General features: G+C 67.7%; 13 protein-coding genes. 8 read left to right on the top strand and 5 right to left on the bottom strand.

The window, feature by feature from the left end:
* Window positions 1-12 precede the first annotated feature (12 nt).
* From U9J23_RS01210 to U9J23_RS01220, 3 genes are all read left to right on the top strand, one after another.
* Window positions 13-660: a trimeric intracellular cation channel family protein gene (locus U9J23_RS01210; RefSeq protein ID WP_106201614.1), complete on the top strand. Its 648-nt coding sequence runs from the start codon at window positions 13-15 to the stop codon at window positions 658-660.
* Between the two features lie 172 nt (window positions 661-832).
* The gene (locus tag U9J23_RS01215) at window positions 833-1,072 is read left to right on the top strand and encodes a hypothetical protein (RefSeq protein ID WP_272266416.1); all 240 of its coding nucleotides are present in this window, start codon (window positions 833-835) and stop codon (window positions 1,070-1,072) included.
* 158 nt (window positions 1,073-1,230) lie between these two features.
* Window positions 1,231-3,723 carry a response regulator gene (locus U9J23_RS01220; protein WP_326600979.1) on the top strand — a complete coding sequence of 831 codons (2,493 nt, stop codon included), beginning with the start codon at window positions 1,231-1,233 and terminating at the stop codon, window positions 3,721-3,723.
* 56 nt (window positions 3,724-3,779) lie between these two features.
* Here U9J23_RS01220 and U9J23_RS01225 read toward each other — a convergent pair whose 3' ends face one another.
* Complete coding sequence (locus U9J23_RS01225) at window positions 3,780-5,561, bottom strand: AMP-dependent synthetase/ligase (protein ID WP_326600981.1); 1,782 nt, start codon at window positions 5,559-5,561, stop codon at window positions 3,780-3,782.
* 153 nt (window positions 5,562-5,714) lie between these two features.
* Here U9J23_RS01225 and U9J23_RS01230 point away from each other — a divergent pair, with 153 nt between their 5' ends.
* Both U9J23_RS01230 and U9J23_RS01235 read left to right on the top strand, forming a co-directional pair.
* Entirely contained in the window at window positions 5,715-8,174 is a 2,460-nt protein-coding gene (locus U9J23_RS01230; protein ID WP_326600983.1) for a molybdopterin oxidoreductase family protein, read from the top strand.
* Window positions 8,171-8,659, top strand: coding sequence for a hypothetical protein (locus tag U9J23_RS01235; RefSeq protein WP_059382170.1), 489 nt, complete (start codon window positions 8,171-8,173; stop codon window positions 8,657-8,659). Before U9J23_RS01230 ends, U9J23_RS01235 begins: the two co-directional genes overlap by 4 nt.
* Window positions 8,660-8,671: 12 nt before the next feature.
* Here the strand turns inward: U9J23_RS01235 and glfT1 are convergent, their stop codons facing one another.
* From glfT1 to U9J23_RS01250, 3 genes are all read right to left on the bottom strand, one after another.
* Window positions 8,672-9,562, bottom strand: coding sequence for a galactofuranosyltransferase GlfT1 (glfT1, locus tag U9J23_RS01240; protein WP_016692663.1), 891 nt, complete (start codon window positions 9,560-9,562; stop codon window positions 8,672-8,674).
* A complete protein-coding gene (gene wzt, locus U9J23_RS01245; RefSeq protein WP_106200771.1) occupies window positions 9,555-10,406 on the bottom strand; it encodes a galactan export ABC transporter ATP-binding subunit Wzt/RfbE in 852 nt (283 codons plus the stop codon). Before wzt ends, glfT1 begins: the two co-directional genes overlap by 8 nt.
* 77 nt (window positions 10,407-10,483) lie before the next feature.
* Window positions 10,484-11,068, bottom strand: coding sequence for a bacterial proteasome activator family protein (locus U9J23_RS01250; RefSeq protein WP_059382172.1), 585 nt, complete (start codon window positions 11,066-11,068; stop codon window positions 10,484-10,486).
* Window positions 11,069-11,215: 147 nt separating this feature from the next.
* On the opposite strand from U9J23_RS01250, the gene U9J23_RS01255 reads away from it, so the two are divergent.
* Window positions 11,216-12,415 (top strand): cysteine desulfurase-like protein, encoded by a 1,200-nt coding sequence (locus U9J23_RS01255; protein WP_059382173.1) that lies wholly within the window; start codon window positions 11,216-11,218, stop codon window positions 12,413-12,415.
* On the opposite strand, the gene U9J23_RS01260 is transcribed toward U9J23_RS01255, so the two are convergent.
* Entirely contained in the window at window positions 12,412-13,398 is a 987-nt protein-coding gene (locus tag U9J23_RS01260; protein WP_059382174.1) for an NAD(P)H-quinone oxidoreductase, read from the bottom strand. The genes U9J23_RS01255 and U9J23_RS01260 overlap by 4 nt on opposite strands.
* Window positions 13,399-13,517: 119 nt before the next feature.
* On the opposite strand from U9J23_RS01260, the gene U9J23_RS01265 reads away from it, so the two are divergent.
* Window positions 13,518-13,988, top strand: a complete 471-nt coding sequence (locus U9J23_RS01265; RefSeq protein ID WP_033097821.1) for a MarR family winged helix-turn-helix transcriptional regulator — start codon at window positions 13,518-13,520, stop codon at window positions 13,986-13,988.
* A 132-nt stretch (window positions 13,989-14,120) separates the two neighbouring features.
* Entirely contained in the window at window positions 14,121-15,122 is a 1,002-nt protein-coding gene (locus tag U9J23_RS01270) for an IS481-like element ISRae1 family transposase (RefSeq protein ID WP_326600989.1), read from the top strand.
* The last annotated feature ends 5 nt before the right edge of the window (window positions 15,123-15,127 follow it).

Below are 15,127 nucleotides of genomic sequence, written 5' to 3' on the forward strand. Positions count from 1 at the left end.
CGTCGCGTGGACGTGAACACGCAGAGCACGGTGCTGCTCGTGCTCGACCTGCTCGGCACGTTCGCGTTCGCCCTCAACGGAGCGCTCACCGCCGTCCGCGTCACCCGCATCGACATCGTCGGCGTCGTGACGCTCGGAATGATCACTGCGCTGGGTGGCGGCATCATCCGCGACATCCTCATCGAGGACCTGCCACCCGCGACGTTCAGCGACTGGCGATACCTCGCCGTCGCTGCTGCCGGCAGTCTCCTCGCGTTCTTCGCCCGCAAGCTCGAGCGGTTGTCCACACCCATCACGATGTTCGACGCCGCCGGTCTGAGCCTCTTCGCCGTCACCGGCGCGGGCAAGGCCCTCGACTTCGGCCTCGGTCCGGTGCAGGCGATCATCCTCGGCACGATCACCGGGGTCGGCGGTGGAACGGTGCGCGACGTGTTGATCCGGCGGGTTCCAATCGTGTTGAACAGCGAGTTGTATGCCATTCCTGCGCTGGTGGCCGCGACCGTGCTCGTCGTCTGCGAGAGTCTCGAGGTGCCCACGCTGCCCGCAGCACTCGGGGCTGCGGCACTGTGCTTCGTCATCCGAATGGTCGGGGTCCGTTACGATCTCGACGCGCCGCGTCCGCGGGGGTTCGACGACCCCGACCCACCGAAACCGGCCTGACCGAAACCGGTGTTGTTGTCGATTTTCGATGCGTTCTCGCACACAACGCCGGACTCGATCGGCCGCGCGTCAGTCTCCGTCGCCGTCCACAACCATCTGACCCGAGTCGCCCGGCCACTCGTACAGTTCCGCCGCCGGCTGTATCTGCGCCCACCACGCCGACGAGATCCTCGTGTACGTCGGCAACGGGAAGAACTCGTACTGGGCGACCGTCGCGCACATCGACGTGCAGGACGGTGTGCTGACCGTCGACGGTGAGACCCGGTACAGCAGGTTCGGAAGCGAACGCATGCCCGGACTCGACTCGTCCGGCACCTGGGTGCGCTCGCCGAAGAGCGGACCGACCGGACGCAGCAAGAAGCGAAACGGCGGCCTCGGTCTGGATCGCTACGCCGGGACGTGCCCGAAATAGCCGGTCGGCTGCCGACCACGCCGTTCTCTCCCTCCCCGACGAACCGCCACCACCGCCCACCTGAGGAAAGGAGGTTGTATGTCCTCTTTGTGGCGTCGCACTGCGCGATATGAGGGGAGAATGGCGGCGGGAAGTACCGGAGATGGGAGTGACGGGGCATGAGGGCGACAGCCGAGTCGGGAGAGGCGTGGTCGGCGGAGCGCCTGTTCGCGGGACCGGGAGAAAGCCAGGGACGCTTTCGGAAGACCGATTGGTCGGCTACGCCCCTGGGGCCGGTGGAGTCGTGGCCCGCGGAGCTGCGCATGGCGGTGCGGACGGTGCTGCCGTCCGAGGTGCCGATGCTCCTGTGGTGGGGACCGCAGCTGGTGCAACTCTTCAACGACGCGATCATCCCCGTCCTCGGTGACAAGTACCCCGCGGCGGTCGCCCAGCCGGCACCCGAGTGCTGGCACGAGGTGTGGGACGAGGTCGGAGCCCGCGTCGAACGGGCGATGGCGGGTACGGCGACCTTCGCCGAAGAGGAACTGCTGTTCATGCAGCGCCACGGCTACGAGGAGGAGACCTACTGGACCTTCTCCTACAGCCCGATCCGCGACGAGTCCGGCGAGGTGGCAGGGGTGTTCGTCGCGACCACCGATGTCACCTCGCGGGTGCTCGGTGAGCGTCGTCTGGAGGCCCTGAGCCGTCTCGGCACGGTGGCGATCACCGATTCGGGAATGTCGGTGATCGAGACGTGCCGGAACGCGTTGGACGCGCTCGCGCCCAGTCATCAGGACATTCCGCTGGCCGCGCTGTTCCTCGACAGTCGGGTGGTGGATCCCGATGATCCGCAACCGAACTGGAAGCAGCTCGCCGCAATCGGGACGAAGCCCGGCTTCTCTGGTTCCCTGCTCGGACCGGATGAGGACCAGCTGCTGTCGAAGGCCGCCAGGGCCTCCGAACCCTTCGTCGTCTCCGGCGTCGCCGAGCGTTCCCCGAATCTGCTCGACCCGCAGCGAACCCTCGGAGACCATCCGATCGGCACCATCCTCCTCGTGCCGTTGACGGCGTCGGGACACGACTTCCCGCTCGGTGTCCTCGCCGTCGGACTGAGTCCGTACCGGGTGTTCGACGCCGCGTACTCCACCTTCGTCGAACTCGTCGCCACCAAGATCTCGGGACTGCTGCGTGATGCGTCGGCGATGGATGCCGAGCGTCGCCGGGCCGATGCGTTCGCGGCGCTCGACGCTGCCAAGACCCGGTTCCTCGAATCGATCAGCCACGAGTTCCGCACACCGCTCACACTGCTCCTCGGCCCGTTGCAGAGCATGCTCGACGAGGCCACGACGCTGACGGACGCGCAGCGACAGTCGCTGGAGGTCTCTCAGCGCGCTGCGATCCGGTTGCGGCGACTCGTCGACGCGTTGCTCGAAGCGACGCGTGCCGAGACCGACCCGTCGCGAAAGCCCCTGAGGCCGACCGATCCGGCGGCGCTCACGGCCGAATGTGTGGACTTGTTCACCGACGCGGCTCAGCGTGCGGGCCTGGACCTGCGCAGCCGGATCGCCGACGCGGCGGCCGAGCAGACCCGGCTCGATCCCCAGACGTGGGCCCATATCGTGCTGAACCTGCTCTCGAACGCGATCAAGTACACCCCCTCGGGATCGATCGATGTGGATCTGGACGTCGAGGACGATCTGCTGGTCCTGAAGGTCGCCGACACCGGTCTCGGCATTCCGGAATCGGAGCTCGGTCGCATCTTCGAACGGTTCCATCGCGTCGAGAGCGTCGGGGGACGCAGTCAGGAAGGCATCGGGCTGGGTCTGTCCCTCGTCTCGGACTGGGTCCACACGCTCGGCGGAAGTGTGACCGTGTCCAGTGAGCTCGGGCACGGCAGCACCTTCACCGTGTCCGTTCCCCGCGTCCTCGACCCGACGTCGGAGTCGCCGGCGGGAACCGTCCCGGGGGATCTGAGCGCCATGTACATCGGCGAAGCGCAACAGTGGGACAGGGTCGCTTTCGACGAGGACGAATCGTCCACGCAGGGAGAGGATGTGGAATCGTTGCCACGGATCCTCGTGATCGAGGACAACGCGGACATGCGTGACTATCTGACGCAGTTGTTGCGTCGCCAGAGCTGGCACGTGGATGCGGTGGGGGACAGCGATGCCGCCCTCGAGCGGATCCGATCGCGACCGCCGCATCTCGTCCTCAGCGACATCATGCTCCCCGGTCGGGACGGGGTGGAGCTGCTCGGGGAGATCCGCCGTGACCCGGCGACCTCCCGTTTGCCGGTCATCCTCCTGACGGCACGGGCCGGCGCGGAGGCCACGATCGGCGGTCTGCGTACCGGCGCCGACGATTACATCACCAAACCGTTCCATCCCGACGAGCTCATCGCCCGTGTGCGCGTGAATCTCGAATTGTCGTGGCTGCGTGAGCAGATGCTCGCCGCGCGGGAGCGTGAGTCCGACCAGTTGAAGACGGCCCTGGAGACCCGGTCGACACTGAGCAAGGCCGTCGGACTGATGATGGCCACGTTCAAGTGCGACGCCGACGCGGCGTTCGACAAACTCGTCGCCTTCTCCCAGCACCGCAACGTCAAGGTGCGTGAGATCGCCGAGCAGATCGTCGGTGACTACACCGCCTCGCTCAGCAATTCGTCGGGGTAGTGCTCTGCGCCTTCGGTTCCGCCGCTGCTACTGCAGACCGTGAGCGCGGTGACGGATCAGGCCCCCGCGTACAGCTTGTCGATCTCCTCGGCATACTTCGCATCGATGGGCTTGCGCTTGAGCTTCATCGTCGGGGTCAGCTCGTCGCCGGAGGGTTCCCAGATCGTCGGCAGCACCGTGTACTTCTTGATCTGCTCGACCCGCGACAACTTGCTGTTCGCCTCCTCGACCGATTTCGCGATCGACTCGAGGACCACCGGATGCCGGGAGAGCTCCTCGTGGGTTCCGCTGAGACCGTGTTGTTCGGCGAAAACGGCCAGGGCATCGGGATCGATCGCGAGCAGCGCGACGTTGTAGGGGCGGTCGTTGCCGATGGCGACGGCGCCACCGAGCATCGGGCAAGCGGCCCGCAGGGCGCCTTCGATATTGGCGGGCGACATGTTCTTCCCCGCCGCGTTGACGATGATCTCCTTCTTCCGGTCGATCAACCGCACGTATCCGTCCGCATCGATCTCACCGATGTCGCCGGTGTGCAGCCAGCCGTCGGAATCGATTGCATCCGAAGTCTTCTCGGGGTCGTTGCGGTAGCCCTTCATCAACAGCGGACCCGAGACGAGCAGTTCGCCGTCCTCGGCGATCCTGAGCTGCGCACACGGCACGGCCTGCCCGACGGTGCCGATGCGGATGGCGCCCGGCCGGTTCATCGTGACCACGCACGAGGTCTCCGACATGCCCCACACCTCGGAGCACGGAATGCCCAGGGCGAGAACGAACTCGAGGACCTCCGGCGAGATCGCGGCGGCACCGGTGACAGCGGCCCGGACCTGATCGAGGCCGAGCTTGCCGCGGATCGCGGACAGCACCAGCCTGTCGGCCACCGCGTGCTGCACCTCGAGGGTGCGGGGGACCGGTTTGCCGTCGGACTGCAGCCGGGCACGCTTGCGTCCGACGTCGATCGCCCACAACGCGAGTTTCTTCTTGATCGGGCTCGATTCCTCGGCGAGGGTCTTGTCAATCGCGGCCTTGAGCTTGTACCAGACCTGGGGGACGGCGCCGAAGAGCGTCGGCCGCAGGCTCGGCAGCACGGTGATGGCCTGCTTGAGGTCGTCGAGCGTGGTGATCTGCATGCCGCTGTACAGGCTCGAGTAGTGCGAGCCCCAGCGGTTGGCGATGTGCGCGTCGGGCAGATACGACAGAATCCGGTCGTCCGGGCCGGTGGGCAGATACGAGCTCGTCGCCTCGAGTTCGGCGAGCAGGTTGGCGTGGGTGAGTTCGACACCCTTCGGCGGCCCGGTGGTGCCGGAGGTGTAGATGAGGGTCAGCAGGTCGGGCGGTTGCACGGCCTTCCACGAGGCCTCGAAGTCGAAGGACGGATCGGCGGCGGCCTCGAGGTCGTCGAGGGAGATGGTGCCTTCCGGTTTGCCGTCGATGCACACCAGGTGCTCGACCTTCGTGTCGCCGAGCGCCTGCCGCAGAACGGGGACGAACTGTTCCTCGGCGATCATCACGCGGTTGCCGGCGTTGCCGAGCACGTACGAGATCTGTTCGGCGGTCAACGAGTTGTAGATCGAGAACGGCACCGCGCCGAGGTGGATCGCGGCGGTGTCGAGAAGGTGGAATTCGGGCCGGTTGGTGAGCATGAGACCGACGGTGTCCCCGCGGCTCACGCCGAGGCCGGCCAGCCCGGCGGCGAGGCGTTCGACGCGCTGCGCGTACTGACGCCAGGTGTAGGAGACGGAGTCGTCGGGGGTGCGCAGCGCGACCTTGTCGGGGTACGCCGCGGCGGTGGTCTGGAAGGCTTCGCAGAGGGTCGACGGTGAGGTGGCACGAGGGGTCATCACTGGCTCCCGAGGTCGAGTGTGGCGAAAGTGTAGGACGAAGTGCGTACATCCGTGGTCGGATTTGCCGGATTGTTGCGACGGAATCGAGACCGCTGCCTGCGACGACGCGCGGGGTGTTTGGTACTGCCCACCCCGGGTACCGCCAGGGACATGACCACCGTGGATCGCATCGCGGATCCGTGGGGTTCGCGCACACCCTACGGACCCGGGCAACGCTGGCCCACCCGCGTCGACACCTATCTCGCCGACGGACTGACCGAGGACGATGTCGACAGGTGGGTGCAGTCGGCGACCATCCTGCATTCCAACGGCGACGGCCTCGACATCGCCGTCAAGGACGGGCGCATGGTGGGGGTGCGCGGACGCGCCGTGGATCGGGTGAACCACGGTCGGCTCGACCCCAAGGACCTGTTCGGCTGGCAGGCGAACCACTCGGAGGACCGGCTCACCGCGCCGTTGATCCGGCGCGACGGCAAGCTCGTCGAGACCGACTGGGACACCGCGATGGATGCCGTCGCCGGTCGTACAAAGGAGTTGCTCGACGAGCGCGGCCCCAGTTCGGTCGGCTTCTACACCACCGGGCAGCTGTTCCTGGAGGAGTACTACACCCTCGCGCTCATCGGTCACGGTGGCATCGGCACCAACCACATGGACGGCAACACGAGGCTGTGCACGGCGACGGCGGCAGCCGCACTCAAGCAGTCCTTCGGGTGTGACGGGCAGCCCGGCTCCTACACCGACATCGACCATGCCGACGTCATCGCGCTCTACGGACACAACATGGCCGAGACGCAGACGGTGACATGGACGCGGATCCTCGATCGGCTCGCCGGACCGAATCCACCGGCCGTGATCTGTGTGGATCCGCGGTGGACGCCGGTCGCGCGGGCCGCGACGGTGCACCTCGCTCCGCGCCCGGGCACCAACGTCGTCCTCATGAACGGGCTGTTGCACGAGATCCTGCGACGCGGGTGGATCGACGAGAAGTACATCGAGGAGCACACCGTCGGATTCGACGAACTGCGCACCCAGCTCGACGACTATCCCCTCGAGAAGGTCGCCGAGATCTGCGACGTCCCCATCGAGGATCTGCAGGAGGCCGCTCGACTGCTCGGCACGGCGGAGCGGCTGCTCTCGACGGTCCTGCAGGGTTTCTACCAGTCCCATCAGGCCACCGCGGCCGCCGTGCAGGTGAACAACATCCATCTCGTGCGCGGCATGCTCGGCAGGCCCGGGTGCGGAGTCCTCCAGATGAACGGGCAGCCCACCGCGCAGAACACCCGTGAATGCGGAGCCGACGGCGACCTACCGGCCTTCCGCAACTGGGCCAACGAATCGCACGTCGAGGACCTCGCCCGGGTGTGGAACATCGATCCGATGCGGATCCCGCACTACACCGCCCCCACCCATCTGATGCAGATGATGCGGTACGTCGAGGACGGCTCGATCCGCTTCCTCTACGTGAGCGGGACGAATCCGGCCGTGTCCCTACCGGAACTGCGGCGTGTGCGCGAGATCCTCACCCAGGACAGGCTTTTCCTCGTGGTGCAGGACATCTTCCTGTCCGAGACCGCGCAGCTCGCCGACGTCGTGCTGCCCGCTGCGACCTGGGGTGAGAAGACCGGGACGTTCACCAACACCGACCGCACCGTGCACCTGTCGGAGAAGGCAGTCGAACCACCCGGGCAGGCCAGGCCCGATCTCGATATCTTCGTCGACTACGCGCGCCGACTCGACCTGCGGGACAAGGACGGCGAACCGCTCGTGAAATGGTCCACGCCCGAGGATGCCTTCGAGGCGTGGAAGGAGTGCACGGCCGGCCGGCCCTGCGACTACACGGGCATCACCTACGAGAAACTCCGTGGCGGAAGCGGAATCCAGTGGCCGTGCAACGCCGACGCCCCCGACGGGACCGAACGTCTCTACGAGAACGGAAAGTTCTGGGCCGCACCGGACTACTGCGAGAACTACGGACGCGACATGGTCACCGGGGCGCCGGTCGAACCCACCGAGTACCGGGCGCTGAATCCCTTCGGCAAGGCGATCATCAAGGCGGGTGAGTATCTTCCCCCGCACGAGACGGTCTCCGACGAGTATCCGTATCTGCTCACCACCGGCCGCACGCTCTACCACTTCCACACCCGCACGAAGACCGGTCGTGCCCCGCAACTGCAACGCGCGGCACCGGAGGTGTGGGTGGAGATGTCGGCGGGCGATGCCGAGCGGCACGGCTGGTCGGAGGGCGACCTGCTGCGGGTCGACACCCCGCGCGGGCACGTCACCGCTCGGCTGCGGATCAGCGGGATCCGGACCGGGGTGCTGTTCCTGCCGTTCCACTACGGATACTGGGACACCCCGGCCGGTCACGAACCGGCGCTCGAGGGGCGCGCGGCCAACGAACTGACCTTCACCGACTGGGATCCGGCGTCGAAGCAACCCCTGTTCAAGTCGGGCGCCGCGCGCGTCGAACGGATCGCCGTCGCCGACGACGGGCCTTCCGCGGCACCGACCACCACCGCCTCGGCGCCGGTCTCCGGCGCCGTGCCCGCCACCTCGGGTGGACCGGACGCCGAGATCACCGAGACGCTCGACGGCGGAGGGCCGCGATGAACAAGGTGTCCCTGGCGATCCGCGAACTGCACCGATCGGAGAACGACCTGGCGACCGAACTGCTGCGCACGGCGGACCGGCACAAGGTCGACCACGAGATCTTCCACGTGGCGCGTGACATCGCCGGCTGGTCGCAGCAGCACGTGCGCGAACTCGCCCGCGTCGGTCACGACTACGACCTCGACCTCGACGACGAGCCCCAGGGCGTCCACGAGGTGCTCGCGGAGGTGCGGCGGAAGGGAAGCGAGATGCTCGGCCGCCGGCACGCCCCCAGCGTCCTGCTGCTGCGGGATCTGCGCACCGTGCACCGCATGGCGGCGGGCGTCTCGCTCGACTGGGAGATCCTTGCCCAGACGGCCCAGGCCCTGAGCGACCGCGAACTGCTCGCCCTCTCCGAACGCTGCCATCCCCAGACTCTGCGTCAACTGCGGTGGGCGAACGCGAAACTCAAGGAGATCGCCGCGCAGACGGTGGTCACCGACTGAGCGGCGGCACGGTCAGGGACGCTCGAACCTCTCCTCGCGCCCGAGCCTGCGTAGCCGGATCCACTCGCGCAGACCGGCCGGGTCGCGGCGGGTGATCAGGAAGTACCAGCCGAACCGCACCCATTCCTGGGGCAGCAACCGGCGCAGTCCCGGCTGCGACAGCAGGTAGCCGCGGTTGCGGTAGGTGAAGAAGCGCTTGGTGTCGTTGTCCGGATACTGCGTGTGCATCCGGCCACCGAGAATCGGCTTGAATTCGTCGGCACCGTCCGGGTGCAGGTAGGCCGTCTGCAAGCAGGTGCCGAACGGCAGTCCCGACCGGACGAGACGCCGGTGCACCTCGACCTCGTCGCCACGGACGAACAGACGCAGGTCGGGCACGCCCACCGCGTCGATCGCCGCGGCCGTGAAGAGCGCGCCGTTGAACAGCGAGGCGATACCGGGCAGCAGGTCCTCGTCGCCGAGTTCGTGCCGCCACCGCCGCCACACCACACCGCGGCGCAGCGGGAAAGCGAGGCGATCGGGCTGCGCGATGTCGCACACGACCGGCGACACCTCGGCCAGGCCGTTGCGCTGCGCGCAGTCGAGCAGCGTCGCGAGTACGTCCGGTCCCTCGGGGCGGCCGTCGTCGTCGGCGAGCCACACCCGGTCGGCTCCCAGCGACAGCGCGTACAGGATGCCGAGGGCGAAGCCGCCCGCGCCACCGAGATTGTGCTTCGAACCGAGATAGCTCGTGGGCAGGTCCACCGCGTCGACGAGCTCGCGCACCGCGTCCTCGTCGCCGTTGTCGACCACCACGAGATGGTCGAGCGGACGGGACTGCGAGGCAAGAACTTTCAGCGAATCCGCCAGCAGCTCACGACGGCGGTGCGTGACGACGACGCCGATGATCCGTTCGTCAGCCACCGTTCGAACCCGTCGAGGCCGCGGCGTCGTGGCCGGACTTCGCGATCCGCTCACGCTCGAGCTCGTGGAGGATCGTGCGCACGTGATCGCCGGCCTCGTCGCCCTCGTAGGCGCGCACCACGTGCTCGATGTCGCCCTGCTCGCGGATCCGACCGTGGTCGATCCACATCGCCTGGTCGCACAGCTGGGCGAGGAACTCGTTCGAGTGGCTGGCGAACACGAGGATGCCCGAGCGCGCGACGAGATCCTGCAGACGCACCCGCGCCTTCTTCATGAACTCCGCGTCGACCGCGCCGATGCCCTCGTCGAGCAGCAGGATCTCGGGATCGATGCTGGTGACCACGCCGAGCGCGACACGCACCCGCATACCGGTCGAGTAGGTGCGCAGCGGCATGTTGAGGTAGTCGCCGAGCTCGGTGAAATCGGCGATCTCGTCGACCTTGGCCAGCATCTGCTTGCGGCTCATCCCGAGGAACATGCCGCGGATGATGATGTTCTCGTAGCCGGAGATCTCCGGATCCATGCCGACGCCGAGGTCGAACACCGGCGCGACGCGGCCCTTCACCTGGGCATGGCCGCGCGTGGGCTCGTAGATCCCCGAGAGCAGACGCAGCAGCGTGGACTTGCCGGCACCGTTGTGGCCGACGAGCCCGACGCGGTCGCCTTCCTTCAGCGACATCGTGATGTCGCGCAGAGCCTCGACGACCACGACGTCGGAGTTGTTGCGGCCGATCGCTCCGCCCGCCTTACCCAGGAATGCCTTCTTCAAGGACCGAGTCTTGGCGTCGAAGATGGGAAAGTCGACGCACGCGCCGCGCGTTTCGATGCTGACCCGACTCACGATGCTGCTCCAGACGCTGACACGGGACCCGAGCGTACCCGTCGCGCCGATACCGGAGTCCCGGGGCGTACCCGGCGGGACTACAGGTACTGGCCGGTTCCGGGATGGGTCTGGCCGGGGATCTGCTGATCGTTCCGGCCCTGACCGCCGTGCACGGCACCGGACGGGAGGGCTCCCTGACGCATCTGCTCGAGCTGGGCGCGAGCCGCCATCTGCTGAGCGAACAGCGCAGTCTGGATACCGTGGAACAGACCCTCGAGCCAGCCGACGAGCTGGGCCTGCGCGATGCGCAGCTCGGCGTCGGAGGGCACCGCGTCCTCGCCGAAGGGCAGCGCGAGCCGCTCGAGTTCCTCCCGCAGGTCCGGGGCGAGACCCTGACCGAGTTCGCGGATGGACGACAGGTGGATGTCCTTGAGCCGGGTGCGGCTGGCGTCGTCGAGCGGCGCGGCCTTCACCTCTTCGAGGAGCTGTTTGATCATGGTGCCGATCCGCATGACCTTCGCAGGCTGCTCGACCATGTCGGCCAGGGATTCGCCGCCGTTCTCGGTCTTCTCCTCCTCCGGCCGGCCGTCGGCCTCCGCGCGGGCCGCCTCCTCACGGGAGACTCGGATGGGTCGGCCGTCGGGTCCGATCACGAGAACCTGGTCGTTGTCCGGATGCGTCATGGCTCCATTCTCCCTTTCCCACCCCGGGGGTGCCCGGTTACCCGAGGGACCCGGAGTGCCGGGTACCCCGATCGAGCCTACCGAGAGGGCAACGCCGAGTGCAGGTACGGCGCGTCCCGATTGACATCGGGACCTAGAGTGTCTGCCATGGCTTACGACGTTGCCCGGATCCGGGGGTTGATCCCCTCGCTCGGGGACGGGTGGATCCATCTCGATCCACGGGCCGGTATGCAGATCCCCGATGTGGTGTCGCGCACCGTGTCCACTGCCTTCCGCAACTCGGCCGCGTCGTCGACGGGACGGCACCTGTCGTCACGTCGCAGCGCCGCGATCCTCCAGGAGGCGCGCGTCGCGGTCGCGGAACTCGTGGGTGCCGATCCGGACGGCGTCGTCCTGGGCCCGAGCCACGCGGTGCTGCTCGCCTGGCTCGCCGAAGCACTCAGCTCCCGCCTCGGGCTCGGCACCGGCATGGTGCTCTCACGGCTCGACGACGAAGCGAACATCGCTCCCTGGTTGCGGGTCGCGAGCCGCTACGGCGCGCAGGTGCGCTGGGCCGAGGTCGAGATCGAGACGTGCGAGCTGCCCACCTGGCAGTACGAGGAACTCATCACGCCCACCACCCGGCTCGTCGCGCTCACCGCGGCGTCGTCGATCGTCGGCACCGCGCCCGACGTGCGGGTCGTCGCGGATCTCGTCCACGAGGTCGGTGGACTCATGGTCGTCGACGCCGCGGGCGCGGCCCCCTACGCCCACGTCGACATCGACGATCTGGGCGCCGACGTCATCACCGTCGACATCGCCTCGTGGGGTGGCCCGCAGATCGGTGCGCTCGTCTTCTCCGACCCCGCGCATCTCGAACGGGTTCCGGCCATGTCGCTGAACCCGCACGCGCGCGGCGCCGAACGCCTCGAGGTGGGCGGTCACCAGTTCGGTCTGCTCGCCGGTATCCCCGCGTCCATCGACTTCATGGCCTCGCTGGACGACGAGGCCACCGGTTCGCGTCGCGAGCGTCTCGACATCTCGATCAGCTCGATGCAGAACTATCAGGACGTGCTGTTCGACCGCCTGATGCGGCAGCTCGACAGTCTCACCGGCGTGATCGTGCTCGGCCGCGCGTCGAGCCGCGTCCCCACCCTCAGCTTCACCGTCGACGGCGTTCCGGCCGAGAAGGTCGCCGCGCATCTCGCCGACCGTCGCATCGCGACGGTGGCGAGCACCCGCGGATCGAGCCGGCTCCTCGACTCCCTCGGCGTCAGCGACGAAGGGGGAGCGGTGAGCATCGGCCTCGCCCCCTACACCACGAGCTTCGAGGTCGATCAGCTCGTCCGCGAGCTCCGCAACCTCTAGTTCCGCTCGATCCGCAGCACGACCTTCCCGACGGTTTCGGGGCTGTCGAGCAGTTCGTGGGCCCGGGCGGCCTCGGTGATCGGCAGCTCGGCGTGCACGACGGGATGGACCTTCGCCTCCTCGATGAGCGGCCACAGATTGGCGCGCACGGAGTCGATGATCGCGCTCTTGCCCGACGGCCCCGAGTCCGGACGGCCGCGCAGACCGGTCGCGATGACGTGACCGCGCTTGGCGAGCAACTTGCCGAGGTGCAGTTCACCCTTCGTGCCGCCCTGCATGCCGATGACGACGAGCCGTCCGTCCGGAGCGAGGACGTCGATGTTCCGGGACAGGTACTTCGCGCCCATGTTGTCGAGCACCACGTCGGCACCACCGAAGGCATTGCGCACCTCGGAGACGAAGTCCTGTTCGCGGTAGTCGATCGCCAGGTCGGCGCCGAGCTCGCGGCAGCGGTCGAGCTTGCCGGCCGAGGCCGTCACCGCCACCTTTGCGCCGAGCGCCTTGCCCACCTGGATGGCATGCGTGCCGATGCCTCCGCCGCCACCGTGGACGAGCAGGACGTCGCCGCGCTTCAGGCCGGCGGTCATCACGACGTTCGACCACACCGTGCACGCGATCTCGGGAAGCGACGCGGCGACCGCGACGTCCATGCCCTTCGGGACGGGCAGCAGCTGGGAGGCGGGGACCGCGACCTTCTCGGCGTAACCGCCACCGGTGAGGAGGGCACAGACCTTGTCGCCGATGTTCCAGCCCGTCACACCCTCGCCGAGTTCGGAGATCACTCCGGAGCATTCGAGGCCCAGGATGTCGCTCGCCCCCGGGGGCGGCGGGTAGAGGCCGCGCCGTTGCAGCAGGTCGGCGCGGTTGACCGCGGTCGCCGCAACATCGAGAAGTACGTGCCCGGGAGGCAGGTCCGGGTCGGGCTGCTCGGTCCACCGGAGAACTTCTGGACCACCGGGTTCGGTGGCGACGATTGCATACATGTGTTCGACGCTATCGCGTGCGGGGCAGTGAGGGGACGGTCACTCCGCTCGTGGCGCGCTCACCTGCTCGAAGCTACCGCGCGGTAACCGGATCGGGCCGTCGGCATTACACTCCCGGCGTGACCAGCGAACGAGACGAACCCAAGTGGTTGACCGCAAAGGAGCAGGAGGCCTGGCGTCTCTACATGGACGGCAACAACCGTCTCATGAGCGCCCTCAGTCGGTCCCTCAACGACCGACACGACCTGTCGCTGGCGGAATATCGGATCCTGGTCATGCTCTCCGAAGCCCCCGACGGCGCCCTGCGCATGAGCGATCTCGCCGACGGCGTGCTCTCCTCACGCAGCCGGCTCACCCATCAGATCCGGCGGATGGAGCAGGAGAAGATGGTCGTGCGCAGCTCGTGCCCCGACGATGGTCGCGGTGTGCTCGCCACCATCACCGACGAAGGCAGGCGACGTCTGGCGGAGGCCGCCCCCACCCACGTCGACGACGTGCGCAACTACCTCATCGACCTGCTGTCGGCCGACGAACTCGACATGCTGGCGCGGGTCTTCGCGCGCGTCGAGCACACTCTGGCCGACCGCTGAGGTCGCGAATCGGTTAGGTGTTGCGGGTCATGACGTTGTAGACACCACCAGGGGCTGACGAAGGCGGACGGGCCTTCCGACGGCAGGATGGGAAGTACCACCAACTCATCCGCCGAACGAAAGAACCCGTCCGTGCTCCACCGTAACGCCCCACTGTCCGTCGAAGGTCGCCGCCGTCTCGTCGAGCGGTGCCAGACTCGTCCGCTGTCCCATGTCGCCGCCGAGATGGGGATCTCCCGGGCCTGCGCCAGCAAATGGATGGCCCGCTACCGCGAACACGGTGAACTCGGCCTGCTCGACCGCCCCAGCGTCCCGCACCACCAGCCCACCGCGACCCCGGCCGAGACCGTGGCGCGGATCGAGACCCTGCGACGGAAGCACAAGTGGTCCGCGGCTCGTATCGCACACGAGCTCGCCGCCGACGGCATCAGCATCTCGGTACGCACCGTCAGCCGGCACCTCGCTCACCTCGGCTTGAACCGGCGCAGGTTCCTCGATCCGAACGGCGAGAACAACCGCCAGCCACGCCGGATCATCGCCCGCTGGCCCGGCCACATGGTGCACGTCGACATCAAGAAGGTCGGCCGGATTCCCGACGGTGGTGGCTGGCGTGTCCACGGCAAGGGCTCGGAGCAGGCCAAGAAGGTCGAGCGCGCCAAGACCGCCGGTGCCCGCGCCGGCTACGTCTACCTGCATTCGGCGGTCGACGGGTTCTCCCGCCTCGCCTACACCGAGGCCCTGGCCGACGAGAAAGCCGCCACGGCAATCGGGTTCATGCACCGGGCGAGAGTGTTCTTCGCCGCCCACGGCATCGTGCACATCCACCGGGTGGTCACCGACAACGGGTCCTGCTACCGGGCGAAGGACTTCGCGAAAGTGCTCCACGGTGGCCGGCATCAACGGATCACCCCGTACACCCCTCGTCACAACGGGAAGGTCGAGCGCTACAACCGGATTCTGGCCGAGGAGTTCCTCTACGCCCGCGTCTGGGTCAGCGAACGGCAACGCGCCCAGGCGCTACAGGTGTGGAATGTGCACTACAACTATCATCGTCCGAATACTGCCGTCGGTAATCGGCCGCCCGCGAGCAAGCTCCGGACCGGTGTCACCAACGTCATGGCCTCATACAGTTAGGCCCT

The organism is Rhodococcus sp. PD04 (assembly GCF_035918275.1).
In the GTDB taxonomy this organism is placed as follows: domain Bacteria; phylum Actinomycetota; class Actinomycetes; order Mycobacteriales; family Mycobacteriaceae; genus Rhodococcus; species Rhodococcus rhodochrous.

What these genes read in the sequence shown, in the direction of transcription:
- U9J23_RS01250 (WP_059382172.1), bottom strand. Translation starts at nt 11,068, where the DNA reads ATGACGCATCCGGACAACGACCAGGTTCTCGTGATCGGACCCGACGGC.
- U9J23_RS01255 (WP_059382173.1), top strand. Translation starts at nt 11,216, where the DNA reads ATGGCTTACGACGTTGCCCGGATCCGGGGGTTGATCCCCTCGCTCGGG.
- U9J23_RS01230 (WP_326600983.1), top strand. Translation starts at nt 5,715, where the DNA reads ATGACCACCGTGGATCGCATCGCGGATCCGTGGGGTTCGCGCACACCC.
- U9J23_RS01220 (WP_326600979.1), top strand. Translation starts at nt 1,231, where the DNA reads ATGAGGGCGACAGCCGAGTCGGGAGAGGCGTGGTCGGCGGAGCGCCTG.
- U9J23_RS01235 (WP_059382170.1), top strand. Translation starts at nt 8,171, where the DNA reads ATGAACAAGGTGTCCCTGGCGATCCGCGAACTGCACCGATCGGAGAAC.
- U9J23_RS01225 (WP_326600981.1), bottom strand. Translation starts at nt 5,561, where the DNA reads ATGACCCCTCGTGCCACCTCACCGTCGACCCTCTGCGAAGCCTTCCAG.
- U9J23_RS01260 (WP_059382174.1), bottom strand. Translation starts at nt 13,398, where the DNA reads ATGTATGCAATCGTCGCCACCGAACCCGGTGGTCCAGAAGTTCTCCGG.